This window comes from Neisseria sp. DTU_2020_1000833_1_SI_GRL_NUU_006, from assembly GCA_032388755.1.
Classification (GTDB): Bacteria; Pseudomonadota; Gammaproteobacteria; order Burkholderiales; family Neisseriaceae; genus Neisseria; species Neisseria sicca_C.
In genome coordinates, this window is sequence record CP135593.1 from 2176346 (window position 1) to 2202122 (window position 25777).

Sequence of the window (25777 nt, forward strand, 5' to 3'; positions counted from 1 at the left end):
GTCGGATTCAAGAACCCGACCTACATTCAGGACAAACCATGAGCCAAGACAACAACCCACAACCCGCCCAACCAACCAAACGCACCCTGTTCAAAACCGTCCTCGCCGCAGGCGCAGCCGGTGCGGCAGGCTGGTTCGCCGGCAAACAACAAGGCGAAACCGCCGCCGAGACCCGCCACAACGAACACTCCCCGCAAGCCTACCCCTGCTACGGCACACACCAAGCCGGCATCACCACCCCGCACCAACTCTTCGGCATCATGTGCGCCTTCGACGTCACCGCCAAAGACCCCAAACAACTCGAAAACCTCTTCCGCACCCTCACCACCCGCATCGAATTCCTCACCCAAGGCGGCGAATACCAAGACGGCGACGAAAAACTCCCCCCCGCAGGCAGCGGCCTGCTCGGCAAAACCTTCCGCCCCGACGGCCTCACCATCACCGTCGGCGTCGGCAGCAGTCTCTTTGACGACCGCTTCGGACTCAAAGACAAAAAACCCCGCCACCTCCAAGAAATGCGTGACTTTCCCAACGACCGCCTCCAAAAATCATGGTGCGACGGCGACCTCAGCCTCCAAATCTGCGCCTTCACCCCCGAAACCTGCCAAGCCGCCCTGCGCGACATCATCAAAAACACCGCCCAAACCGCCGTCATCCGCTGGAGCATAGACGGCTGGCTGCCCAAAGCCGAACCCGGCGCCATCGCCGCCCGCAACCTCTTAGGCTTCCGCGACGGCTCCGGCAACCCCGACGTGTCCGATCCCAAAATTGCCGACCAAGTCCTCTGGACAGGCATCGCCGCCAACAGCCAAGACGAACCCGCCTGGGCGAAAAACGGCAGCTACCAAGCCGTCCGCCTCATCCGCCACTTCGTCGAATTCTGGGACAGAACCCCCTTGCAGGAACAAACCGAAATCTTCGGCAGACGCAAATACAGCGGCGCCCCCATGGACGGCAAAAAAGAGAGCGATACCGCCGACTTCGCCAAAGACCCCGACGGCAAAACCACCCCCAAAGACAGCCACATGAGGCTCGCCAACCCGCGCGATCCCGAGTTCATGAAAAAACACCTGCTCTACCGCCGCGCCTTCAACTACTCCCGCGGCCTCGCCGCCAACGGCCAGCTCGACGTCGGCTTAGTGTTCATCTGCTACCAAGCCAACCTCGCCGACGGCTTCATCTTCGTCCAAAACCTGCTCAACGGCGAACCGCTGGAAGAATACATCAGCCCCTTCGGCGGCGGCTATTTCTTCATCCTCCCCGGTGTAGAAAAAGGCGGCTTCCTCGCCCAAAGCCTGCTCAGCGCGTGAACACAGATTTAGGATAAACCAACCCGTAGCATGGGCTTTGCCCACGACCTTTCACCAAACATCCGAATCCAATTATCCCTGTTCATTCTGACGGCGCAGAGGTCTTATCCGTAAAGCTCTCTCTGCAAAAAGGTCGTCTGAAAACTAAGTATTCCGGTTTTCAGACGACCTTTCCGTCAAATAGGCACAGACTTGGGACAAACCGAACCCGTAGCGTAGGCTTCGCCCACGACCTTTTCCCCAAACATCCGAATCCAATCATATCCGTTTATTCCGTGGGTAGAACCCACGCTACGGGCGGCTGGCTCTCCCGTCTGGCGGGAGAAGGTAGGTTCTACGGCTTGCACGAATTTGATTTTACCTAAACACACAAAACCACCCCCATCCTAACCTTCCCCCGCCAGACGGGGGAAGGAACAAATTGCCGTTGCAGCAAATCGTAGCGTGGGCTTCGCCCACGATCTACCGTCCGAATATCCGAATCCAATCCTCCCTGTTCATTCCATGGGTAGAAACTACGCTACGAGCAGCTGAATTTTTGATACAACATCATCCGCCGTCATTCCCGCCCCCGCCTACGCGAGGACAGGCTACGGCGGGAATCCATCGGCTTATGCGGCAACCAAAATGCCTTGTTCCAGCCAGTCCGACCATTTTTGCGTTAAGGCATCCTGCCAGCCGTTTTCAGACGACATGAACTCTGCCAGCATGGTTTGCAGGCCGTTCAGGGAAGCGGGCGTGTCTGCCAGCGTTTCCAGCAATAATGCGTCGAAATCGTCAAGGGTTTGGTACATCACATCGTCTTCACTGTCTCGCCACACCAAAACGGCGGTTTCCGCCGCCTGCAATTCATCGGTAACGTCATACTGATAACGGCGCACAAAGGCGGTGGGAGAAAGGGTGTACGCCAAATCGTCTGAATCGGCGGGCGAGGCTTGGCTGTCGGTTTGGGCGACTTCGGCGAGCAGTTGGGTGTGTTCGAAGTCCATCAGTGCCAAGAGGTCGTCTGAAAGCGGCAGGCTTTGGCAGTATTGGAGGAACTCTCCGGCAATTTCTTGAAAATAAGGGGTTTGGGCGCGCGCGTCTCGGATGAAGCCTTCTTTCAGACGACTCCATTCTCCGTTGTCGAGATATTGCGGCGTTTCGGTGTAACAGCGGTCAATGAAGCTGTGGATATTGTTGCGTATCAGGCGGATATAAACGTTCAGGCGCTCTTGCGGCAAGCCGTCGGCGGCTTCGCCCTCGCGTATGGCTTGGGCGAAACAGTGTTGGTATTGGGCGGAGGTTTCAGGCTGCACGGCGATATTCCTTTCCGGCACGCGTTTGATAGTCGGCGATTTTGGCGACTTCGGCTTCGAGTTCGGCAAAAGGCGGGAAATTGAAATCGCGTTCCAACAGAGTGGGCGGGATGGTCGGCAGCTTGGTGTAGGTGAGTTCAAGTAAGTCCCAAACGGTCGGTAAAACCGCCGCCCCGTGGGTATCAATCAATAATTCGGGCGTTTCAACATCGTGTCCGGCGATGTGGATGTAACACACGCGCCCTGCGTCAACGTTTTCTAAAAAAGCCTCTGGCGACAACAGTCCGTGATTGACGGCGTTGACGTAGATATTGTTCACATCGAGATGAATGCCGCAGTCGGCTTCGCGTGCAACGGCATTGAGGAACTCGACTTCGTTCATCTCGGCAAGCGGGGAATGCAGGTAGTAGGAAGTGTTTTCTACGGCGATGCGGCAGCCCAATCGGTCTTGCACTTCGCGGATACGCCGCGCGGTATGCCGCACCATTTCTTCAGTGAAGGGCAGCGGCAACAGGTCGTAGAGATGACCGCCGTCGTGGCAGTAGCTCAAATGGTCGGAGAAAAACGTGCAATCGTAACGGCGCATCATTTCTTTGATTCCGTCTATCAAGGCGGTATCCAGCGGGGCTTGTCCGCCCAGCGACATGGATAATCCGTGCAACGCCAATGGCAGCCGTTCCGCCACGCGGTCAAACTGTTTGCGCGCCCTACCGCCCATTTTCAGCCAGTTTTCGGGTGCGGCTTCGATAAAGCGTATCGGGCTGTCGTCTGAAAGCGAGAGGAAGTCTTCCGCCAAGTCGCGGCGGTAGCCTAAGCCTGCGTGTTGAATCATGATGTTGCTCCGTTTTGGATGGTATTCCGACGGTTTTGGTAGGAAATTGCTGTCAAAATCATATAAAAAGCCGCATTTGTCAATAAAATGCGGCTTTTTGTTCTAAATTATTTAGAACCGCATTTGCCTTCGCCGCATTTGCCTTCAACTGCTTTAGCTTTGGCTTTTGCTGCTTTGGCGTTTTTAGCGGGGGTTTTTTTCACGGTTGAACCGCATTTACCCTCGCCACATTTGCCTTCGCCTGCTTTAGGAGCAGCGGCACCGCATGAACCTTCAGCAGCTTTAACCGCACCGCAAGAGCCTTGGGCAGATTTTTGAACGCCTGCTTTGCTGCTTACCGGTTTGTCAGCGGCAACAACGCCGGCAGCCAAAGACAAAGACAAAGCACCTGCAAGGGCAGCGGCTACATTTTTTTTCATATTGATTTCCTTTTCAAAGTATCAAGTTAAACAGATTAAGAATTTGAGTTGGCGCGTTTAAAGTCCGCTCCACGACCTTTTTTATTGATTTCCGACGCGGCATTTCGGGCAAAACCGTTTTTTCAACAGCGCATCCATCGATAAACAGCCCGCGCCTTGAAGCAGAATCGGGATTAAAACCACGATATAAATCAAAGCCATTTTATAGCCGTTGTCGCAAACATTATAACCCGCACCAGCATGGACTGCCGCCCATGCTACCCCCGTTACAATGATCAATCCCAAGGCAGACAGGCGGGTTGCCAATCCTAAAAGCAGCAAAACCGGAAAAACCAGCTCCGCCCACATCGCCAAGTTCCAATTCACGCTGTCGGGCAGCAAATTGAACGGAAAGGGGAATTGGTCATTGATTTCGGCAAACCAGTTTTCGCCGCTCCATTTCTGCATACCCGATTCCCAAAATTCGTAAGCGGCAAAAAGGCGCAAAGCCAATAAACCTAAAGCCGATTGCCACGGGGCTGTGATATTCGTTTTCATGATAACCGTTTCATAAAATCATTTCATGCCCGATTAGACGCGGCAGTCTGAAAATGCTTACAAGCGAATTGAAAAAATTTTGTTTGTTATTGTTTTATATAGATATTAATGTTCAGAAGGTCGTCTGAAAACAGTTTTTCAAGTTTTCAGACGACCTTTTTTAGTTTACCAAGACCAACCGCTTCTCCCTATCTCAACAACTCATCCGTTATCCGTTGCAAAAATTCGATGCGTTCGGGTTTGGCTTCGCCTGCTTCTGCGGCGGCTTTGACGGCGCAGCCGGGTTCGGCGCGGTGGGTGCAGTTGTGGAAGCGGCATTGCCCGACGAGGTGGCGCAGGTCGGGGAAGTATTGCAGCAGGTCGGCGGCTTGGAGGTGGTGCAGGCCGAATTCTTGCAAACCGGGGGAGTCGATTAATTGGGTTGCTTCGTTTAAATCGTAAAGCTGGGCGTGGGTGGTGGTGTGTTTGCCGGAGTCGAGCGCGGTGGAGATGTCGCCGGTGCGGGCGGTTTGGTTGCCCAAGAGGGCGTTGGTCAGGGTGGATTTGCCCATGCCGCTTTGTCCGAGCAGGATGTTGGTATGCCCTTGCAGGACGGGGCGCAGGATGTCGGCGTTTTCCAGCGCGCGGGTTTCGATGACGGGATAACCGAGCGTTTCGTAGAATTTGAGTTTTTCGCGCCAGAGGGCGGTTTCGGGCAGATCGGCTTTGTTCAGGACGATGACGGCTTGGATGCCCGCGGCTTCGGCGGCTAGGAGGGCGCGTTGCAGCAGGGCTTCGCTGGGCGAGGGAACGGCGGCGGTAACGATAAGGAGCTGGCTGACGTTGGCGGCGATGAGCTTGGTTTTCCAAGCGTCTTGGCGGTAGAGCAGGCTTTCGCGCGGCAGGTAGTCTTCGATGACGGCTTGTTCAGCGTTGACGGTTTGGATATGCACGCGGTCGCCGCAGGCGAAGTCCACCCGCTTTTTGCGCGTGCTGGCTTCGTAGGTTTTGCCGTCGGGCGTGCGCACGATGTAGCGGCGGCCGTAGCTGGTGATGATTTGAGCGGTATCGGTCATGAACGGTTGGGTCGGGTGGAGTGGATAAAGGGAATATTCGCAGCGGCGTAGCTGCCTTGCGGCGAAGAGAAAAGGTATTGTACCGAAATAGGCAGGGGTCGTCTGAAACGATTCTATAGTGGATTAACTTTAAACCGATACGGCGTTGCCGCTTGTCTTGATTTCAACGCAACCCGCGAGATTCGGAAGGTTTTCAGACGACCTCTCAGCCCATCACAATCCGAGCGACCACGCGTTGACGCCTTCGGAAAAATCTTCCAAACGGTTTTCGTAGTGCGCGAAGATTTCTTCGATGATTTCGTCTTCGCCGTCAATCAGTCGGATTAAATCCATATCAGCTTCCGAAATCAGCCCGCGCCCGAGCAGCTCTTTGCGTATCCAGTCCAACAAGCCCGACCAGAAATCCTTACCCACCAAGATAATCGGGCGGTCGGGTGTTTTGCCCGTCTGCACCAGCGTCAGGCTTTCAAACAGTTCGTCCAGCGTGCCGAAGCCGCCGGGCATGACAACATACGCGACCGCGTGTTTCACAAACATCACTTTACGCGGGAAGAAATGTTGGAACTTGATGGACAAATCCTGATACGGATTGGCTTTTTGTTCGTGCGGCAACACGATATTCAGCCCGACCGCCGGGCTTGCGCCCGCAAACGCACCCTTGTTCGCCGCTTCCATAATCCCCGGCCCACCGCCCGAAATGACGGAAAAACCGGCATCCGAGAGCTTGCGCGCCAGCCGCAGCGTAAATTCGTAGTCGGGATGGTTTTCCGGCGTGCGCGCGCTGCCGTAAATGCTGACCGCAGGCTGAATCGCCCGCAGCTCCTCGCCCGCTTCGACAAATTCCGAAATAATCTTCAAAACATGATACGACTCCCGCGCCTGAATCTCGCGGCGCGCCTCATCGGGCAACATAGGCTTGGGCAGTTTTTTGAGCAGGCTCACGGTTTTTCCTTCATCTTGTTGAATCTCCACATTGTAACCGACAGAACCCGGGGTCGTCTGAAAACGCAAGCAGGAATGACGGCAAATGTTCCTTATTTGAACCGAATCGTGCGTTTCAGCCCGTCAACCCGCACGAAAGAGACAAGATTGCCGTTGCAGCCGCGCCGCTTGCGTTACAATTCCCCATTTCCACCCATATCCTGCCATGCTCGACATCCTCTACCGCGACAGCCGCACCATCGCCGTCAATAAACCCGCCGGAATGCTCGTACACCGAAGCTGGCTCGACCGCCACGAAACACAATTCGTCATGCAGACCCTGCGCGACCAAATCGGACAACACGTCTATCCCGCCCACCGCCTCGACCGCCCTACATCCGGCGTCCTCCTGTTTGCCCTCGACCCCGAAGCCGCCCGCCTGCTGACGCAGCAGTTCGAACAAAAAAACACACGCAAAACCTACTGGGCAATCGTGCGCGGATATTTGCCCGACGACGGACTCATCGACTACCCCCTCAAATATCAGCCCGACAAAATCGCCGAATCCCAAACCGAAGCCACCCTCCAAGAAGCCCAAACCCAATACCGCTGCCTTGCGCGCACCGAATTGCCCTTCCAATCCGCCGCCCGCTACCCGACCTCACGCTACTCGTGGGCAGAATTCATCCCGAACACAGGCCGCAAACACCAACTCCGCCGCCACATGAAACACATCTTCCACCCCATCGTCGGCGACACCAACTACGGCGACCTGCGCCAAAACCACGCCACCGCCGTCCACCTCGGTCCCACCCGCCTCATGCTCCACGCCCGAAGCCTGTCGTTCCAAAGCATCGAAAACGGCGAAACCCTGACCGTCTGCGCCGATACCGACGAGAGCTGGCGGATTTGGCTGAATACGTTTGAGGCGTAAGCGAAAAGTCGCGTCAACAGGCGGGCTGGTGATTCTACAAAGCCGGACACGGTTTTCAGACGACCTTTATTCATCAAAACACGCTTTGAGATAACCGAACCCCGTAGCGTGGGCTTTGCCCGCGGGATTTGCCGTCCGTCAGTTTGAATCGGGTGTGTGTACTTGTATTTATTTTGTGGGTATAGCTGAATTACTTTATTTTCGGTATGCAACTTACCGGTCGTCGTCATTCCCGCGCAGGTGGGAATCCATTTTTGAAATTCAGAAACTGTTTTTCAAATCAAGGCTTCTCAGATTTTACGATGGATTCCCGCCTGTGCGGGAATGACGGGATTTGATGATATGCTGTATTTAAAGTTAATTATGCTTGCTATATAACCCGCGCTACGTTTGTTTTGAGGGTGTCTTATCTATTTACTGCTCTGATTAAGAAGTGGGATTTAAGATTGAAAAAAGTCGTCTGAAAACTTTGGTTTCCCAGTTTTCAGACGACCTCGATGAATCAAAACACGCTGTGGATAAGCCGAACCCCGTAGCATGGGCTTTGCCCGCTGAATATAGTCAATTCAAATCAGCAATGTCCTCGCGTAGGCGGGGGCGGGAATGACGGCTGGTGGCGGGTTCCGTATCAAAAACTAAGCCCGTAGCGTGGGTTTTACCCACGAATGAATAGAAATGATTGGACTCAGATATCAAGGCTGAAAGTCGTGGACAAAGCCCACGATACTCTTAATTTGACGAAAGGTCGTCTGAAAACCCTGAATCTTGGTTTTCAGACGACCTTTTGTTTCAACTCAATCTCAAATCATCAAGGCTGCATCAAATCCGTTTCGCCAACTCTTCCGCTTTGCCGATGTAGAGCGCGGGGGTCAGGGCGAGTAGTTGGGATTTGGCTTCGGCGGGGATTTCCAGCGATTCGATGAAGACTTTCAGCACTTCGGGCGTGATGCCGCCTTTGCCGCGCGTCAGGTCTTTCAGTTTTTCGTAAGGATTGGCGACGCCGTGGCGGCGCATTACGGTTTGAATCGGTTCGGCGAGCAGCTCCCAAGTGGCATCCAAATCGGCAGCCAGCGCGGCGGGGTTGGGTTCGAGCTTGTTCAGGCCGCGCAGGTGGGCGGCAAAACCTAATACGGCATAGCCTACGCCTACGCCCATGTTGCGCAGGACGGTGCTGTCGGTCAGGTCGCGCTGCCAGCGGGAGACGGGCAGTTTTTCGGATAAGAAGCCCAATACGGCGTTGGCCATGCCGAGGTTGCCTTCGGAGTTTTCAAAGTCGATGGGGTTGACTTTATGCGGCATGGTGGAAGAGCCGACTTCGCCCGCTTTGACTTTTTGTTTGAAGTAACCCAATGAAATATAACCCCAAACGTCGCGGTTGAAGTCGATCAGGATGGTGTTGATGCGGCTGAGGGTTTGGAAGAATTCAGCCATGTAGTCGTGCGGTTCGATTTGGATGGTGTAGGGGTTGAAGGTCAGGCCGAGGCTGATTTCGACAAAGTTGCGACAGTGGGTTTCCCAATCGACGTCGGGATAGGCGACCATGTGGGCGTTGTAGTTGCCGACCGCGCCGTTGATTTTGCCGAGGAATTCTTGCGCCTGAAGGTTTTTGAACTGGCGTTGCAGGCGGTACACGATGTTGGCGGTTTCTTTGCCCAAGGTGGTCGGCGTGGCGGGCTGGCCGTGGGTGCGGCTCATCATGGGGACGGCGGCAAGGTCGTGCGCCATGCCGGTGAGTTTTTCGATGATTTCGGCAAGTTTGGGCAGGATGACGGTTTCGCGCGCTTCTTGCAGCATCAGGGCGTGGGACAGGTTGTTGATGTCTTCGCTGGTGCAGGCGAAGTGGATGAACTCGCTGGCGGCGGCGACTTCGGGTACGCCGGCGAAGCGCTCTTTGAGCCAGTATTCGATGGCTTTGACATCATGATTGGTGGTCGCTTCGATGGCTTTGACGGCGGCTGCGTCTTCCAGTGAAAAGTTTTCGATGACTTTGTCGATTTCGGCAAGCGTGAAATCGCTGAAGGCGGGAATTTCGGTGATTTTCGGTTCGGCGGCGAGGGCTTTGAGCCAGCTCAATTCGACTTTGACGCGCGCCCTCATCAGGCCGTATTCGGAGAAAATCGGACGCAATGCTTCAACGGATTGGGCGTAGCGGCCGTCTAGGGGGGAAAGTGCAGCGATAGGGTTGATCATGTCGGAGTCCTGTCGGTAGGTCGGTCAAACGGTTAAATCAAACAGTCAAATTGTTTGCAATTATACATGATTTGACCCGGCAACTTCGGGTCGTCTGAAACTACAACCTTCCCTTCAAAGCGTTTTTGACAAACGCCGCCGACTCGCGCAATACCGTGAAACCATAGCCGCCGTAAGGCTCGGAACAAAACGGCGCGGCATACACCTGAATATCGTGTCCCTGCCACTGCTTGTCCGCCATCATCCGCGCCCGCGCCAAATGAAAACCGGCGCTGACAATGACGACGCGCGGGCTGTTTTCGATAAACTTTCGGCTGAACACGATGTTTTCAAACGTATTGCCCGCTTCCCGTTCCTGAATAATGTCTGCTTTCGATACACCCATTTTCTCCGCAATCATCTGCATATTGCCCGCAGAGGACTGCAAATCACGGCTGACTCCGCCCGTCATCACCAGCTTTTTCACCTTGCGGGCACGATACAGCTCGACAGCCGCTTCAACGCGCGCCACCAAACAAGGATTCAGACGACCTTTTTCATAAGCACGGGTCGAAAGCACAACCGCAGCATCCGCCGGACGCACCGTATCCGCATCCAACCGCGACACCTGAAAATCGCGCCACATGATCCACAGCGGCAAAAGCGCGGCGGTAAGGAACAAAACCAATATAAAAACGAGGACTTTTTTGAACATCCGAATCCTAAAATGATGAAAGTAGTTGGAACGCGGCTGTACGGGCAGGTTCCGATTATTCCTTAATTTTACGAAATTCATACAGCAAAAGGTCGTCTGAAAACAGGATTTTCAGACGACCTTTTATTTAGGTTTAGGTTATCTTTCTGTCGTAGCGGAAAGCTTGTGTGGCGTAAGAGGGTGGGAGTGCATGTCAGGGACCTATATCTGATTCAAAAATCCGACCTGCCTAAACTGCACAGTATATCGGTTTAAAATAGAAACCGCTCATGCCGTCATTCCCGCGCAGGCGGGAATCCAAAAGTTTGGCATTACGGCAACCTCCAAACATTTCTGAAAACTGAATGTCTGGATTCCCGCCTGCGCGGGAATGACGGTATGGGTATATGAATTCGATTTAATAGTATAGAAAAAAGGTCGTCTGAAATTTCAGACGACCTTTTTGACTTTTTGCGAAACAACCGAATCTTTAGTCTTTGCGGCGGCTGCCTAAGTCGGCGGCGGCGGTAAAGAGTACGTCGGTGGAGGAGTTGAGGGCGGTTTCGGCGGAGTCTTGGATAACGCCGATAATCATGCCGACGCCGACGACGCGCATGGCGAAGTCGTTGTCGATGCCCAAGAGGCTGCAGGCGACGGGGATCAGCAGCAGCGAGCCGCCGGCAACGCCGGATGCGCCGCATGCGCCGACGGTGGCGACGAGGCTCAGGAGCAGGGCGGTGGGGTAATCGACGACGATGCCTTTGGTGTGGGCAGCCGCCATGGCTAAGACGGTGATGGTAATCGCTGCACCTGCCATGTTGATGGTTGCGCCCAGCGGGATGGAGACGGAGTAGGTGTCTTCATGCAAGCCGAGTTTTTTCGCCAATGCCATGTTGACGGGGATGTTGGCGGCGGAGGAGCGGGTGAAGAAGGCGTAGAGTCCGCTTTCGCGCAGGCAGGTGAAGACCAGTTCGTAGGGGTTTTTGCGGGTTTGCGACCAGACGATGAGCGGGTTCACAACGAGGGCGATAAATGCCATGCTGCCGAGCAGGACGGCCAGCAGGCGTCCGTAGCTGAGGAAGGCTGAAAAGCCGGTTTCGGCAACGGTTTGGGAGACCAGTCCGAAAATGCCCAAGGGGGCGAAACGGATAACCCATTGCACGACGGTGGTCACGGCGTCGGAGAGGTCGGAGACGACTTGGCGGGTGGTGTCGGAGCCGTGGTGGCGCAATGCGGAACCTAAAACCAACGCCCATGCGAGAATGCCGATATAGTTGGCTTGTGCAATGGCGTTAATCGGGTTGGACACGAGCTTCATCAAAAGCTCTTTGAGGACTTGGACGATGCCGGAGGGCGGTGCGAGGGTGGAGGCGGCGACGTCTTTAAACACCAGCGCGGTTGGGAATGCCATACTGGCGGCAACGGCGACGGCGGCTGCGGCAAATGTGCCGACGAGATACAGAATAATGATGGGTTTGATTTTGGCTTCGCCGCCTTTGCGGTATTGCACCAGCGCGGCGGTTACTAAGACAAACACCAATACGGGGGCAACGGCTTTCAATGCGCCGACGAACAATTCGCCGAGCAGCCCTGCGCCTAAACCTGCTTTCGGGGAGATGGTACCGACCAATACGCCCAACATCAAACCGATGATGATTTGCGGTACGAGTCCGATACGATTGACTGCGTTTAGCAGTGGATTACCACTTGCCATGATACGTCCTCTTACTTTATGTGTTAAGAAACGTTGCATTTTAAAAGAAAATATCAATTATTGCGCAGGTTTACATATCAAATCGATTGTTGTGGCGGAAAATGCTTGATTTTTTAGAGAATTGGGCAGTTTGTGCTGTATTTTTCGGATTGGAGGGAGTTAATGTGTTTTGCTTCTGTCGCACAGAGGCAGGCGCATCCGCCTTTTCAGACGACCCCTCCGTCTCGGGCAGGTTTTAAACCCGATTGAAAATAATGGTAGAATTTAGAACCCTTCTGCCGTTGAAACATTTTTTTGCCATGACCAGACTGACTTCGCCCATTTTGATTGTTTCACTCGCCCTTGCCTACGGACACGCAGCCGCAGCCGATCTGCCGCGTGCCGAAGACTACGAACCGATTCCCGGTTTCAAGCAGGGCGGGCAATCCGAGCAGGCTGACAAAGTAGGCAAACTGACGCCCAAGTTTCCCGTCAAAATCGAAACCAAAAACAGCGAAGTCAAATCCATGCTCGAAGAATACCTGCCGCTGATTACCCAGCAGCAGGACGAAGAGTTGGACAAAGAGCAGGTCGGCTTCCTCGCCGAAGAAGCGCCCGACAACGTCAAAACCATGCTCAAAACCAAAGGCTATTTCAACGGCAGCGTCAATGTCCAAGACAACGGTTCGAGCTACACCGTCGCCGTCAATCCCGGCCCGCGCACCAAAATCGACAACGTCAGCGTCGCCATCCTCGGCGACATCCTTTCAGACGACAACCTTGCCGAGTATTACCAAAAAGCCATGCTCAACTGGCAGCAGCCCGTTGGCGAATACTTTGACCAAGACGGCTGGAGCGGCAGCAAAACCTCCGTCCTCAGCGCAGTAACCCGCAAAAAATACCCGCTTGCCAAACTCAGCAACACCCAAGCCACCGTCAATCCCAACAACAACACCGCCGATCTGAACGTTACCGTCGAAAGCAACCGCCCCATTTATTTCGGCGACTTTGAAATCACCGGTACCCGCCGTTATCCCGAAAACGTCGTTGCCGGCCTGGCACGCTTCAAACCCGGCGCGCCCTACGACCTCGACCTCTTGCTCGACTTCCAACAAGCGCTCGAACAAAACGGACATTACTCCGGCGCATCCGTTCAAGCCGACTTCGACCGCCTCCAAGGCGATCGTGTGCCCGTCAAAGTCAACGTTACCGAAGTCAAACGCCACAAACTCGAAACCGGTATCCGCTACGATTCCGAATACGGCCTCGGCGGACGCATCGGTTACGACTACTACAACCTCTTCAACAAAGGCTACATCGGCTCCGTCGTTTGGGACATGGACAAATACGAAACCACCCTCGCCGCCGGTATCAGCCAGCCGCGCAACAGCGAAGGCAAATATTGGACGACCAACACGTCCTACAACCGCTCGACCACCCAAAACCTTGAAAAACGCGCCCTGACCAGCGGCATTTGGCGCGTGCGTGACCGCAACGGCATCGAATCGCGCCTCGGTATCGAATTCATCACCGAAGACCGCAAAGTACCCGATACCAATTACGACCTCGGCCGCAGCCACGCCACCATGCTGACCGCCTCGTGGAAACGCCAAAACATCGAAACCGAGCTGCGTCCCGAAAACGGCTACTACCTCGACGGCAAAATCGGCGTAACACTGGGCAAGCTCCTTTCTTCCACCGCCATGGCGCGCGCCACCGCCCGCGCAGGCTATTTCTACACACCTGAAAACAAAAAACTCGGCACCTTCATCGTCCGCGGACAAGCAGGCTACGTTTACGCCCGCGAAGGTGAAAACGTGCCTTCCAGCTTAATGTTCCGCACCGGTGGCGCCTCTTCCGTACGCGGTTACGAACTCGACAGCATCGGTTTGGAAGGCCCGAAAAATTCCGTCCTCCCCGATAGGGCATTACTGGTCGGCAGCCTCGAATACCAGTTCCCGATTACCAAAAGCGTATCCGGCGCCGTCTTCCATGATATCGGCGACGTTACCAGCAACTTCAAAAACATGAGTATGCAACACGGTACCGGCGTCGGCGTGCGCTGGTTCAGCCCCGTCGCCCCGTTCTCCTTCGACGTCGCCTACGGACACCAAGACAAGAAAATACGCTGGCACATCAGCTTGGGCACAAGGTTTTAAGGTCGTCTGAAAATGTGGGCAGGCTTGCTGCAAAACCAATCAATATCCAAATTTCCAACCATTCTTTAACCATAAATAAAAATCATGAATTTCGATTTTGAAAACCTCTCTTCATTCTCAGGCTGGGAACGTCTCGTTGAAACCGGCATGGCATTCGGTACCAACCTCGTTGCTGCTCTGGCGATTTTCTTTGTCGGCAGATGGATAGCCTCCCGCCTCGTTATTTTGATGAAAGCCGCGCTGACCCGCGCCAAAGTGGACAGGACGCTGGTAAGCTTTCTGGGCAATGTAGCCAATATCGGTCTGTTAATCCTGATCATCATTGCCGCGCTGGGCAAACTGGGCATCCCGACCACGTCGGTTACCGCCTTAATCGGCGGTGCGGGTTTGGCGGTGGCTTTGTCGCTGAAAGACCAACTGTCGAACTTTGCCGCCGGCGCGCTGATTATCCTGTTCCGTCCGTTTAAAGTCGGCGACTACATCAAGGTCAACGGCTTCGAAGGCACGGTGAGCGAAATTAAAATGGTGCAGACTGCGCTGAGTACGCCGGACAACGAAGAAATCATCCTGCCCAACAGCGTCGTCATGAGCAACAGTATCGTGAACCGTTCTTCCATGCCGCTGTGCCGCGTGCAGGTGGTGGTCGGCGTCGATTACGCCTGCGATTTGAAGGCCGCCAAAGCCGCCGTTTTGAAAGCCGCCACCGAGCATCCTTTGTGCGTACAGACCCAAGGCAAAGAGGCAGTAACATATATTACCAACTTGGCCGACAGTGCCATCGAAATCACGCTTTGGGCGTGGACGAACGAAGCCGATTTGGGCGCGTTCCGCTTCGGGCTGAACGAGCAGGTAGTGGAAAACCTGCGTGCCGCCAATATCAATATTCCTTTCCCGCAGCGCGATGTGCATATCATCCAGCAGCAGGGGTAAGGGTAAGTTTCGGATTGGCGAATCCGACCTGCTGAAACCGTAGGCATACGGTGTTTGAAACCCAAAAGCCCATCCGAGGTCGTCTGAAAACCTGTATTATGGTTTTCAGACGACCTTTATTGTTCCCGCCGACAGGCATACAATCAAAAGTGCAGTACCTTTCATTGATTCAATACAAGGAGACAGTTATGCGCGGCATAAAATCAGTTGCATTGTTGTGTACTTTGGCATTGGGTGCGCCGGCGTTTTCGGCGGGTTTGACCAAAACACTACCGGGCGATTTGACGACGGCTCAGGCGCAGGCGGTGGTACAGGCTTCGATGAAAAAGGCGCGTGAAATCAAGGTGCCGATGAATATCGCGGTTATGGACGCGGGCGGTAATTTGAAGGCGTTTGCGCGTATGGACGATGCGTTTATCGGCAGCATTGATATTGCGCAGAAAAAGGCGAAAACGGCGCGTTATTTCAATATGTCCACCCGCGATTTGGGCAAGGCTTCGCAGCCGGGCGGTGAGCTTTACGGCATTGAGGTGACCAACGACGGTTTGGTGATTTTTCCCGGCGGTGTGCTGCTGGTGGATAAAAACGGCGTTATCGTCGGCAGCGTCGGCGTGAGCGGCGGAACGGTCGATGAAGACGAAAGCGTCGCGAAAGCAGGTGCGGCGGTATTGTCGGGCAGGTAAAGCCGCAGCTTAAGGCAACCCGACGTATTTCTTTTCATTGATTTGCGTTGGGTTGCTGAAATACGCAGAGGTCGTCTGAAAATGCGGGTCTAAACTCCCACAGTCTTTTCAGACGACCTTTTTATAGTGGATTAAATTTAAATCAGGACAAGGCGACGAAGCCGCAGACAGTACAGATAGTACGGCAAGGCGAGGCAACGCCGTACTGGTTTAAAGTTAATCCACTATACATTTGTTGGCATTTTACCGCTTTGAGCATGACATTCGGGCATATGGGGTCGTCTGAAACCTGAAATGCTGTCTTTCCCAAGCACAATTCGCCGCAATGGGATATGATTATCCTTTTTCAGACGGCCTGTCCTTAATATAGGTCGTCTGAAAAGTTGATTCCGTCGGGTGCGGCGGAGTCCTGAGAAGCCGTTAAGTCATACAAGAAAGTCAAGATGTCCGAAACAGCAGTCCAAGAAACCCAAGAAACGCCAAACAGTGTGCCTACGTCGTCTGAAACACAACCCACCCCGCCCAAGCGCAAGAGACGCTGGTTGCGGGGTCTGCTGCTGACATTGGTGGTGCTGGTGTGCGCGCTGGCGGGCTTTATCGGCTGGCTGGTGGGGACGGAATCGGGTTTGCGTTTCGGTTTGTACAAGATTCCGTCGTGGTTTGGCGTGAAGATTGCGTCGGAAACGCTGGAAGGTACGCTGGTTAAGGGTTTCCACGGCGATAAGTGGATGATTGAAACGGATGGGGCGGATGTGAAAATCAGCGCGTTCCGTTTTGATTGGAAGCCGTCCGAGCTGTTTCAGCGCAGCCTGCACATTACTGAAATTGTAGCGGCCGATATTGCGGTCGTGCCGAAGCCGACGCCGCCGAAAGAGGAAAAGCCGTCCAAAGGGCTGCCTGAGAGCATTGATTTGCCCGTGTTGGTGTTTATCGACCGTTTTGCGACGGGTAGGCTCAGCGTAGGCCAAAATTTTGACAATCAGACTGTCTATCTCAACCATCTGAATGTGGCATACCATTACGATCAGAAAGAACACCGCTTGGATTTGAAAACCCTCGAGACGCCGTGGAGCAATTCGACGGGTTCGGCGGTGGTTGGGCTGGAGAAGCCGTTTGCGCTCGATACGACGGTTCGGACGAAGGGCGAGCTGGAAGGTAGGACAATAGACAGTGCGGCGCAGCTGCGGGGAAGCTTGCAGGACGTGCAGACCGAAATTCTGCTGGACGGCGACGATGTGCATTTGTCGGCGAAATCTACGGTGCATCCGTTTGCCGCTTCGTTGGACAAGATGATCGGCGAGGTGCTGGTCAAGGGTTTCAACATCAATCCGACCGCTTTCCTGCCGTCGTTGCCCAAGGCAAACCTGACGTTTGACGCGACCGTCGTGCCTTCGTTTACGCACGGTATCGCGCTGGACGGTTCGCTCGACTTGGAAAACAAGGCGGCGGGTTTCGCCGATGACAAAGCCATTCCGGTGCGCAATATTCTGGCGGACTTCACGATTAACGACAACGGCGTAGTAACTGTCCAAGAGTCTGAAATCGGGCTGTTGGAGGAAGGTTCGTTCAATGTCGCCGGTACGGTCGATACGGTGAAAAACGCGCTGGCGCTCAAGATTAATGTGAACAACCTCGTTTCAGACGACCTCGTCCGCACCAATGTTGCCGGTCAGTGGAACGGATTTATCGGCGTCAACGGCGAAACCGCCTCGCCCGCTGTCGACTGGAATCTCGAAAGCGGCAACGCGCAACTTTCCGGCCTGCTGTCCTTCGTTACCGACAGACAACACGGTCAACGCACCCTCAAACTCGACCGCGTCCGCGTCGCGCCGCAAAACGGCGGCGAACTGACGGCGCAAGGTTCGCTCGAACTCTTCAAAGACCGCCTGCTCAAGCTCGATGTTTCCAGCAAGGCGTTCAATCCTTCCCGCCTAGACTCAAAACTGCCCGCCGGCAGCGTCAACGGTACCATCAATCTTTCAGGCGAACTGGCGAAAGAAAAATTCGCCGGCAAAATGCAGTTTGCGCCGAGTACGTTAAACAACGTCCCCCTCAACGGCAAAGCCGACGTCGTTTACGAATCCGGACACCTCCCGCGCGCGCTGACCGACCTGCGTTTGGGCAACAATATCGTTAAAACCAACGGCAGCTTCGGCAAAAAAGGCGACCGCCTCAATATCGACATCACCGCTCCCGACCTTTCCCGTTTCGGTTTCGGACTGGGCGGGCTGCTCAATACGCGCGGCTACATTTCAGGCGACCTCAAAGGCGGGCTGAAAACCTACGAAGCCGACCTCTCCGGCGAAGCGCGCGCGCTGCGTGTCGGCGAAGCCGTCAACATCCGCATGCTTGACTTCAAACTCAAAGGCACGCCCGACATCAACCGTCCGCTTGCCGCCGACATCAAAGGCAGCCACATCGCCCTTTCCGGCGGCGCGACCGTCATCGATGCGGTCAACCTGTCCCTCAGCGGCACGGGTGCGCAACACCGCATACACGGCAGCAGCAGCATGGCGTTGGACGGCAAACCTTACAAACTCGAAGTCAACGCGGCGGGCGGTCTGAACAAAGACTTCAATCAGTGGAAAGGCAGCGTGGACACGCTCGACATCGGCGGCGCGTTCAACCTAAAACTGCAAAACCGCATGAACCTCGAAGCAGGCGCGGAGCGCGTTTCCATGAGCGCGGCGCGCTGGAGCGCGATGGGCGGCAGCCTCAACCTGCAAAACTTCGTTTGGGACAAAAAGACCGGCATTGCCAGCAAGGGCAGTGCGCAAAACCTGCACATCACCGAGCTGCAAAATTTCGTCAAAATCCCCGTCGAACACAACTTGGTACTCGGCGGCGATTGGGATTTGGCGTACAGTCAAAACGCCCGCGGCTTCCTCAACATCAACCGCCAAAGCGGCGACATCATTCTGCCGAACAAAGACTTGAAAAAACAAATGCCCTTGGGTTTGAGCGCGCTCGCCCTGCGCACCCGTTTCCAAAACGGCCGCATCGACAGCACGCTTGAAGGCAATACCCGTTTCGGAAGCGTCAACGCCGATTTGGGCATCAGCCAGCAGTTTGGGAGCAAAATCGCCAACGCGCCGGTAAGCGGTAAAATCAATCTCAACATCCCCGACTTGGGCGCAATCAAACCCTTCCTGCCCGCCACCGCACAAAACATTACGGGTCGTCTGAACGCCGCCGCCACCATAGGGGGGCGTATCGGCGCACCTACCGTTGCCGCTATCCTGAAAGGCAACAGCAACTACGGCTCCGCCGATGGTACGGTAAACATCGGACAGGGTGCCGGCCTAGACGCCTCGCCTTTGAGCGGCAAACTCAATCTCAACGTTGCAGAACTAGAAGTCTTCCGCAATTTCCTACCCGTCGGACAAACCGTCAAAGGTCGTCTGAACGCCGCTGTCAGCCTTGGCGGACGCGTCGGCGATCCTCAGTTTTCCGGTACGCTCAACGGCGAAAACCTCTACTACCGCAACCAGACCCAAGGCCTTATCCTCGACAACGGCGTTTTACGTTCCCATTTGCAGGGACAACGCTGGATAATCGACAGCCTGAAGTTCCATAAAGGCGGCACGCTCGAACTCAAAGGGGCAGTCAATATTGCGAATTCCGACCCCGATGTTGATGTTGACGTGGTTTTCAACAAATACGACACCTTGTCCCGCCCAAACCGCCGTTTACGCCTTTCCGGCAGCGCGAAAGTGCTATACAACCGGGCCAGAGGCCTTATTCTCAACGGAACCTTAGACAGCGATTACGGTATGTTCGGTTCGCAAAAATCCTCTATGCCCACATTGGATGACGATGTCGTAGTGTTGGGCGAAGAGAAAAAACAAACCTCCGCCGTAACGCCCATCAGCCTAAACCTCATGCTCAATCTCAACGACAACATCCGTTTCGTCGGCTACGGAGCGGACGTAACCATAGGCGGCAGGCTGAACATCACTTCCCGACCGGGTGAAACCGTCCAAGGCGTCGGTACTGTCCGTGTTGTTAAAGGCCGTTACAAAGCCTACGGACAAGACCTCGACATCACCAAAGGTACGGTTTCTTTCGTCGGCCCGCTCAACAACCCCAACTTGAACATCCGCGCCGAACGCCGCCTTTCCCCCGTCGGTGCGGGCGTAGAAGTCCTCGGCAGCCTCTCCAATCCGCGCGTAACCCTTGTTGCCAAAGAGGCGATGAGTGAGAAAGACAAGCTCTCCTGGCTCATTCTCAACCGCGCCAGCAGCGGCAGCGACGGCGACAATGCCGCACTTTCCGCAGCAGCAGGCGCGCTCCTTGCCGGACAAGTCAACGACAGGCTCGGACTGGTGGACGATTTGGGCATCACCAGCCAACGCAGCCGCAATGCCCAAACCGGCGAGCTCAATCCCGCCGAACAGATGCTTACTGTCGGCAAACAAATCACCGGCAATCTCTACGCAGGTTACGAATATGGGATTTCGAGTGCCGAACAGTCTGTCAAACTGGTCTACCAGCTCACAAGGGCGATCCAAGCCGTTGCCCGCATCGGCAGCCGTTCTTCCGGCGGCGAGTTGAAATATACTATCCGTTTCGACAGGCTCTTCCGTTCGGATTATGAAGACGACCGCAAAATCGAAGAAGCGGAAAAGCAAAAAGCCGCGCAAATGCAATAATGCTTATAGAAATGAAAAGGTCGTCTGAAAACCCTAAATTGTGGTTTTCAGACGACCTTTTTTGTATTTGGTTCTGCCTACTTATTTTATTATTGAGCCAAGTCAAGCTGTTTTTCCAAATTTTCCACCAGATGGTCGTCTAAGTTCAAGGCTTGCGACAGCCGGCTTAAAAATACGATTTCTTTACGGGATAAATCGGCACACACCAATCTTGCCGCCAGATAGGTTTCCGCGGCCAAAGCTTCATCATTACCGACGGCTGCGGCGATTTCCTCGACTGTTGCCGGCCTTTCATATTCGGCGGCAAGCCAGGCTGCTGTTTCAGGATCCGAGCCGCTTTCACGCGCTATAGACTGTTTTTCTGCTTCATCAATCAAGCCGTCTGATGCAGCCGCTGCAATCATGGTGCGCAGGATGGTGCGGCTGTGGTTTTCGGCAGTTTGTCCGACAGGTTCAAATGCCTGTTTCGGCAATGGCGGTTGGTTGCGGTTTTGCTGCCAGTTTTGATAGCCTTTGTAGGCAATATAACCCAATGCGGCAGCCGAGCCTGCTTTAGCCAGTTTTTGGGTATTTTTTCTTTTCATCAGCATAGAAGCAAGCCCTGCTATCAAAGCGCCGCTGCCGAAAGAATTAAATTTAAATGGGGTGTCATGGGATGCGGAGCGGTTGTTTTTCTGCATCGTCCCTAAAATTTGATTGAGTAGGTTATTGAAATTCATCATAGTAATCCTTTTGTCGTAAGTTTATGAATAATATGGCCATTTACAGTAAAAACAAGATGTGGTGATGTTAAAGCATGCAAATGGTTTGTACAGGACCGGATTTCCTAAAAAAGTCGTCTGAAAATCATATCGGACAGATTTGCCTGGGAAACTGTAAAAAAGGTTTGATGAAGGGATGGCGCAAGAAATTTCTAGGAACAAAATAAGTAGCAACTGTATTTTTCACCCCGTCGGGCAAAAATACAAAAACTCAAATCAAGCCGTTCGGATACCGTTTTCGGTGGTACCGTTTTCGGCAAAATAATCACGCATCCGGGCATTCAATATCGTCAACAGTTTGCGCATACATGCCGTAACGGCAACCTTATACGGCTTACCCTTGGACAGCAGGCGCTGATAGAAATCCCGAATAAGCGGTTCAAAACGTGTCGCTACCACGGTAGCCATATACAGCGCCTTACGCACCGCAGACCTTCCGCCGAAGCAGCGGCTTTTGAATTTGGTTTCACCACTCTCCCTCGGGTGCGGGGCAATGCCGACCAAACTCGCTATCCGTTTGTGGCTCAACCGCCCCAATTCGGGCAGCATCGCCATCAGCGTAGCCGTCGTTATCGAACCGATACCTTTGATTTGCTCTGCCACTTGGGCTTTGCCGTCAAAATGCGTGTGGGTGTGGTCGTCGATTTGTTTGTCCAATTCGTCAATCAGCCGGTCAAAATGGGCAATCAGTTGTTTGACGCTTTCGACTTGCGTTTCATGAACCTGATGCAGACGGTTTTTCTCGGCAGTCCGCATATCCACCAGTTGGTTGCGGCGGTTAACCAATGCTTCCAACACTTCTTCCGCTTCGGTGGGCGGGTGGTAGAGCATGGTTTGCCAACCTTCTTTCTGCGTCATCATCTGTGCGAAGAAGGCGAGCATTTGGGCATCTTTGGCATCGGTTTTGGTCAGCGACTGCGATTGGGCAAACTGATGCGTCTGACGCGGGTTGGCGATGATCACGGCCATACCTGCGCGGTGGATGGCTTTGGCGGCGGGGATTTCGAGACCGCCGGTGCTTTCCATCACAACGAGGGCGACGTTGTGCTTTTTAAGGTATTCGATAGTATGGGCGATACCTTTCGGGTTGTTGGTTTCGGTTTTGGTTTTAGACAAAGACGAAACGGCGATGACGAAGTTTCGTTTGGCGATGTCGATGCCTGCGTAATTGTGTTGGGTACTCATCATAAACCTGCCTTGCATTCGGTTGTGTTGTCTGGCAACTGTCCGGTTGTGTCGATGGGTTGCCCGACCGCTCCCTAAGCTACTCAACGGTTGTTTGCCTTGGGTGTGTACGGATGGCGGCCGGGCGGTTTGTTGCTATGATACGGGAGTTCCGATATACAAGGTGTAATAAATATAAATAAGAATCGTTATCATAAACTTATTGAATTTATTAAGATTTTTTTGCAGGTTGGCCGACATTTACCTTTTAATGGATTTTGAAATTCGATAAAATAGCAGGATATTAAGATTTGTCTGTCAACCAGTTAGGCATAAACCCATGTTGGCCAGTTACTTTCCCGTCCTCGTATTCATCCTCGTCGGCCTTGCGGCCGGCGTGCTGTTTATCCTGCTCGGCACGATTTTAGGTCCGAAACACCACTACGCCGAAAAAGACGCGGCTTACGAATGCGGTTTCGAAGCCTTTGAAAACGCCAGGATGAAGTTTGACGTGCGTTATTATCTCGTCGCCATCCTGTTCATCCTCTTCGATTTGGAGGTTGCGTTTATGCTGCCGTGGGCGGTGGTGTTCAAAGATTTGGGCGCATACGGCTTCTGGTCTATGCTGGTGTTTATCGTCGTTCTGACGGTAGGCTTTGTTTACGAATGGAAAAAAGGTGCGCTGGAATGGGAATAGAAGGCGTTTTGAAAAAAGGTTTCATCACCACCAGCGCGGATACGGTGCTGAACTATATGCGTACCGGTTCGCTGTGGCCGGTTACTTTCGGTTTGGCCTGCTGCGCCGTGGAAATGATGCACGCGGGTATGGCGCGTTACGACCTTGACCGTTTCGGCATTATTTTCCGTCCGTCACCCCGTCAGGCCGACCTGATGATTGTGGCGGGTACGCTGACCAATAAAATGGCGCCCGCCCTGCGCCGCGTGTACGACCAGCTCGCCGAGCCGCGTTGGGTATTGTCTATGGGGTCGTGTGCCAACGGCGGCGGCTACTATCATTATTCTTATTCCGTCGTGCGCGGTGCCGACCGTGTTGTGCCGGTAGACGTTTATGTGCCGGGTTGCCCGCCGACTGCGGAAGCCCTGATTTACGGCCTGATGCAGCTCCAACAAAAAATCAAGCGCACTTCCACCATCGCGCGGGACGAGTAGGGGAGGGAACGATATGGCAAGCATCCACAAATTATACGAAACCGTCAGCCGCGTTTTGGGCAATCAGGCAAGCAAAGTTATTTCCGCTTTGGGCGAGGTTACCGTCGAGTGTCTGCCCGAACACTATATTTCAGTGATGACTACGTTGCGCGACCATGAAGAACTGCATTTCGAGCTTTTGGTCGATTTGTGCGGCGTCGATTACAGCACTTACAAAAATGAAGCATGGCAGGGCAAACGCTTCGCTGTTGTCAGCCAGCTTCTTTCCGTTAAAAACAATCAGCGCATCCGCGTGCGCGTCTGGGTTTCAGACGACGATTTCCCCGTGGTCGAATCCGTGGTTCCCGTTTATAACAGCGCAGATTGGTATGAGCGTGAAGCCTTCGATTTGTACGGCATCATGTTCAACAACCATCCCGATCTGCGCCGCATCCTGACCGATTACGGCTTCGTCGGACATCCTTTCCGCAAAGACTTCCCGATTTCCGGCTATGTGGAAATGCGTTATGACGAAGAACAAAAACGCGTGATTTACCAACCTGTTACCATCGAGCCGCGCGAAATCACGCCGCGTATCGTCCGTGAGGAGAACTACGGTGGCCAATAAATTAAGAAACTACACCATCAACTTCGGCCCGCAACACCCTGCGGCGCACGGCGTATTGCGCATGATCTTGGAGCTGGACGGCGAACAAATCGTCCGTGCCGACCCGCATATCGGCCTCTTGCACCGAGGTACCGAAAAACTGGCGGAAACCAAAACCTATCTGCAAGCCCTGCCCTATATGGACCGCTTGGACTACGTTTCCATGATGGTCAACGAACAGGCATATTGCTTGGCAGTAGAAAAACTTGCCGGAATTGATGTGCCTATCCGCGCCCAATACATCCGCGTCATGTTTGCCGAAGTAACGCGCATCCTCAATCACCTGATGGGCATCGGTTCGCATGCCTTCGACATCGGCGCGATGACCGCCATCCTCTACGCCTTCCGCGACCGCGAAGAGCTGATGGACTTGTACGAAGCCGTGTCCGGCGCGCGTATGCACGCCGCCTACTTCCGTCCCGGCGGCGTTTACCGCGACCTGCCCGACTTCATGCCCAAATACGAGAGCAGCAAATTTCGCAACGCCAAGGTATTGAAGCAACTCAACGAATCCCGCGAAGGCACCATGCTCGACTTCATCGATGCCTTCTGCGAACGCTTCCCGAAAAACATCGACACACTCGAAACCCTCCTGACCGACAACCGCATCTGGAAACAACGTACCGTCGGCATCGGCGTCGTCTCCCCCGAGCGCGCCATGCAAAAAGGCTTTACCGGCGTGATGTTGCGCGGTTCGGGCGTGGAGTGGGACGTGCGTAAGAAACAGCCGTATGAAGTGTACGACCAAATGGATTTCGACATCCCCGTCGGCGTCAACGGCGACTGCTACGACCGCTACCTCTGCCGCATGGAAGAAATGCGCCAATCCGTACGCATCATCAAACAATGCGCCAACTGGCTGCGCGTCAATCCCGGCCCGGTCATCACCACAAACCACAAATTCGCCCCGCCCAAACGAACCGAAATGAAAACAGGCATGGAAGACCTGATTCACCATTTCAAACTCTTTACCGAGGGTATGCACGTTCCCGAGGGCGAGACCTACACCGCTGTCGAACACCCGAAAGGCGAGTTCGGCGTTTACATCATTTCAGACGGCGCGAACAAACCCTACCGCCTGAAAATCCGCGCACCCGGCTTCGCTCACCTGCAAGGCATGGACGAAATGGCAAAAGGCCACATGCTCGCCGACGTTGTTGCCATCATCGGTACGCAGGACATCGTATTCGGGGAGGTTGACCGATAATGTTATCCGCAGAATCCTTAAAACAAATCGACATCGAGTTGGCGAAATATCCCGCCGACCAACGCCGTTCCGCCATCATGGGCGCGTTGCGTATCGCCCAAACCGAAAAAGGCTGGCTCGCCCCCGAAACCATCGCCTTTGTTGCCGACTACATCGGCATCACGCCGGCGCAGGCATATGAAGTCGCCACTTTCTACAATATGTATGACCTCGAGCCTGTCGGCAAATACAAACTGACCGTCTGCACCAACCTTCCCTGCGCCCTGCGCGGCGGCATGGATACCGGCGAATACCTGAAGAAAAAACTCGGTATCGGCTACGGCGAAACCACGCCTGACGGCAAATTTACCCTTGTCGAAGGCGAATGCATGGGCGCATGCGGCGATGCCCCCGTTATGCTGGTAAACAACCACAGCATGTGCAGCTTTATGACTGAAGAGGCGATTGAGAAGAAACTGGCGGAGTTGGAGTAGGTCGTCTGAAACGACGATTTAAACGTAGGTCGGATACTTGTATCCGACAGAGTGGGTAAAAAGGCAAAAT

At 54.1% G+C, this 25777-nt stretch carries 22 protein-coding genes and 1 pseudogene; 12 read left to right on the top strand and 11 right to left on the bottom strand.

Going from position 1 to position 25777, the window contains the following annotated elements; translation table 11 throughout:
* The first annotated feature begins 38 nt into the window (after positions 1-38).
* The gene (gene efeB / locus RSJ68_10625; protein ID WNU96856.1) at positions 39-1310 is read left to right on the top strand and encodes an iron uptake transporter deferrochelatase/peroxidase subunit; all 1272 of its coding nucleotides are present in this window, start codon (positions 39-41) and stop codon (positions 1308-1310) included.
* A 611-nt stretch (positions 1311-1921) separates the two neighbouring features.
* On the opposite strand, the gene RSJ68_10630 is transcribed toward efeB, so the two are convergent.
* The 6 genes from RSJ68_10630 to RSJ68_10655 form a co-directional block, all read right to left on the bottom strand.
* On the bottom strand, positions 1922-2608 hold the full coding sequence (locus tag RSJ68_10630) for a putative DNA-binding domain-containing protein (protein ID WNU96857.1): 687 nt from the start codon (positions 2606-2608) through the stop codon (positions 1922-1924).
* Positions 2598-3440, bottom strand: coding sequence for a DUF692 family protein (locus RSJ68_10635; GenBank protein WNU96858.1), 843 nt, complete (start codon positions 3438-3440; stop codon positions 2598-2600). Before RSJ68_10635 ends, RSJ68_10630 begins: the two co-directional genes overlap by 11 nt.
* A 107-nt stretch (positions 3441-3547) precedes the next feature.
* Positions 3548-3859: a hypothetical protein gene (locus RSJ68_10640; protein ID WNU96859.1), complete on the bottom strand. Its 312-nt coding sequence runs from the start codon at positions 3857-3859 to the stop codon at positions 3548-3550.
* Positions 3860-3940: 81 nt separating this feature from the next.
* Entirely contained in the window at positions 3941-4396 is a 456-nt protein-coding gene (locus tag RSJ68_10645; GenBank protein ID WNU96860.1) for a DoxX family protein, read from the bottom strand.
* A gap of 188 nt (positions 4397-4584) precedes the next feature.
* The gene (gene rsgA / locus RSJ68_10650; protein ID WNU96861.1) at positions 4585-5451 is read right to left on the bottom strand and encodes a ribosome small subunit-dependent GTPase A; all 867 of its coding nucleotides are present in this window, start codon (positions 5449-5451) and stop codon (positions 4585-4587) included.
* Between the two features lie 213 nt (positions 5452-5664).
* A complete protein-coding gene (locus RSJ68_10655) occupies positions 5665-6393 on the bottom strand; it encodes a TIGR00730 family Rossman fold protein (GenBank protein ID WNU96862.1) in 729 nt (242 codons plus the stop codon).
* A gap of 205 nt (positions 6394-6598) precedes the next feature.
* Here RSJ68_10655 and truC point away from each other — a divergent pair, with 205 nt between their 5' ends.
* Entirely contained in the window at positions 6599-7306 is a 708-nt protein-coding gene (gene truC, locus RSJ68_10660; protein ID WNU96863.1) for a tRNA pseudouridine(65) synthase TruC, read from the top strand.
* Between the two features lie 819 nt (positions 7307-8125).
* Here the strand turns inward: truC and purB are convergent.
* The 3 genes from purB to sstT all read right to left on the bottom strand — a co-directional run bounded on the left by purB (position 8126) and on the right by sstT (position 11883).
* Positions 8126-9496 (bottom strand): adenylosuccinate lyase, encoded by a 1371-nt coding sequence (gene purB, locus RSJ68_10665; GenBank protein WNU96864.1) that lies wholly within the window; start codon positions 9494-9496, stop codon positions 8126-8128.
* 100 nt (positions 9497-9596) lie between these two features.
* Complete coding sequence (locus RSJ68_10670) at positions 9597-10190, bottom strand: YdcF family protein (GenBank protein WNU96865.1); 594 nt, start codon at positions 10188-10190, stop codon at positions 9597-9599.
* A gap of 469 nt (positions 10191-10659) precedes the next feature.
* The gene (sstT, locus tag RSJ68_10675; GenBank protein ID WNU96866.1) at positions 10660-11883 is read right to left on the bottom strand and encodes a serine/threonine transporter SstT; all 1224 of its coding nucleotides are present in this window, start codon (positions 11881-11883) and stop codon (positions 10660-10662) included.
* 299 nt (positions 11884-12182) lie between these two features.
* Here sstT and RSJ68_10680 point away from each other — a divergent pair, with 299 nt between their 5' ends.
* The 5 genes and pseudogenes from RSJ68_10680 to RSJ68_10700 all read left to right on the top strand — a co-directional run bounded on the left by RSJ68_10680 (position 12183) and on the right by RSJ68_10700 (position 20286).
* Positions 12183-14021, top strand: a complete 1839-nt coding sequence (locus tag RSJ68_10680; GenBank protein WNU96867.1) for an autotransporter assembly complex family protein — start codon at positions 12183-12185, stop codon at positions 14019-14021.
* Positions 14022-14105: 84 nt separating this feature from the next.
* On the top strand, positions 14106-14951 hold the full coding sequence (locus tag RSJ68_10685; GenBank protein WNU96868.1) for a mechanosensitive ion channel family protein: 846 nt from the start codon (positions 14106-14108) through the stop codon (positions 14949-14951).
* Between the two features lie 188 nt (positions 14952-15139).
* Entirely contained in the window at positions 15140-15634 is a 495-nt protein-coding gene (locus RSJ68_10690; GenBank protein ID WNU96869.1) for a heme-binding protein, read from the top strand.
* 122 nt (positions 15635-15756) lie between these two features.
* Positions 15757-15867: pseudogene (locus RSJ68_10695) on the top strand (IS5/IS1182 family transposase).
* Positions 15868-16077: 210 nt separating this feature from the next.
* Entirely contained in the window at positions 16078-20286 is a 4209-nt protein-coding gene (locus RSJ68_10700; GenBank protein WNU96870.1) for a translocation/assembly module TamB domain-containing protein, read from the top strand.
* Positions 20287-20375: 89 nt separating this feature from the next.
* Here RSJ68_10700 and RSJ68_10705 read toward each other — a convergent pair whose 3' ends face one another.
* Entirely contained in the window at positions 20376-21005 is a 630-nt protein-coding gene (locus RSJ68_10705) for a DUF533 domain-containing protein (protein WNU98396.1), read from the bottom strand.
* A 258-nt stretch (positions 21006-21263) separates the two neighbouring features.
* Positions 21264-22232, bottom strand: coding sequence for an IS110 family transposase (locus RSJ68_10710; protein WNU98397.1), 969 nt, complete (start codon positions 22230-22232; stop codon positions 21264-21266).
* Between the two features lie 319 nt (positions 22233-22551).
* Between RSJ68_10710 and RSJ68_10715 the strand changes: the two genes are divergently transcribed.
* From RSJ68_10715 to nuoE, 5 genes are read left to right on the top strand one after another with little or no spacing between them, the layout of a single operon-like run.
* Entirely contained in the window at positions 22552-22908 is a 357-nt protein-coding gene (locus RSJ68_10715) for an NADH-quinone oxidoreductase subunit A (GenBank protein WNU96871.1), read from the top strand.
* Positions 22899-23381 carry an NADH-quinone oxidoreductase subunit B family protein gene (locus RSJ68_10720; GenBank protein ID WNU96872.1) on the top strand — a complete coding sequence of 161 codons (483 nt, stop codon included), beginning with the start codon at positions 22899-22901 and terminating at the stop codon, positions 23379-23381. The genes RSJ68_10715 and RSJ68_10720 overlap by 10 nt, the downstream gene beginning before the upstream one ends.
* Before the next feature lie 13 nt (positions 23382-23394).
* Entirely contained in the window at positions 23395-23988 is a 594-nt protein-coding gene (locus tag RSJ68_10725; protein ID WNU96873.1) for an NADH-quinone oxidoreductase subunit C, read from the top strand.
* Positions 23978-25234, top strand: coding sequence for an NADH dehydrogenase (quinone) subunit D (gene nuoD, locus RSJ68_10730; GenBank protein WNU96874.1), 1257 nt, complete (start codon positions 23978-23980; stop codon positions 25232-25234). Before RSJ68_10725 ends, nuoD begins: the two co-directional genes overlap by 11 nt.
* The gene (nuoE, locus tag RSJ68_10735; protein ID WNU96875.1) at positions 25234-25707 is read left to right on the top strand and encodes an NADH-quinone oxidoreductase subunit NuoE; all 474 of its coding nucleotides are present in this window, start codon (positions 25234-25236) and stop codon (positions 25705-25707) included. Before nuoD ends, nuoE begins: the two co-directional genes overlap by 1 nt.
* Positions 25708-25777: the final 70 nt, after the last annotated feature.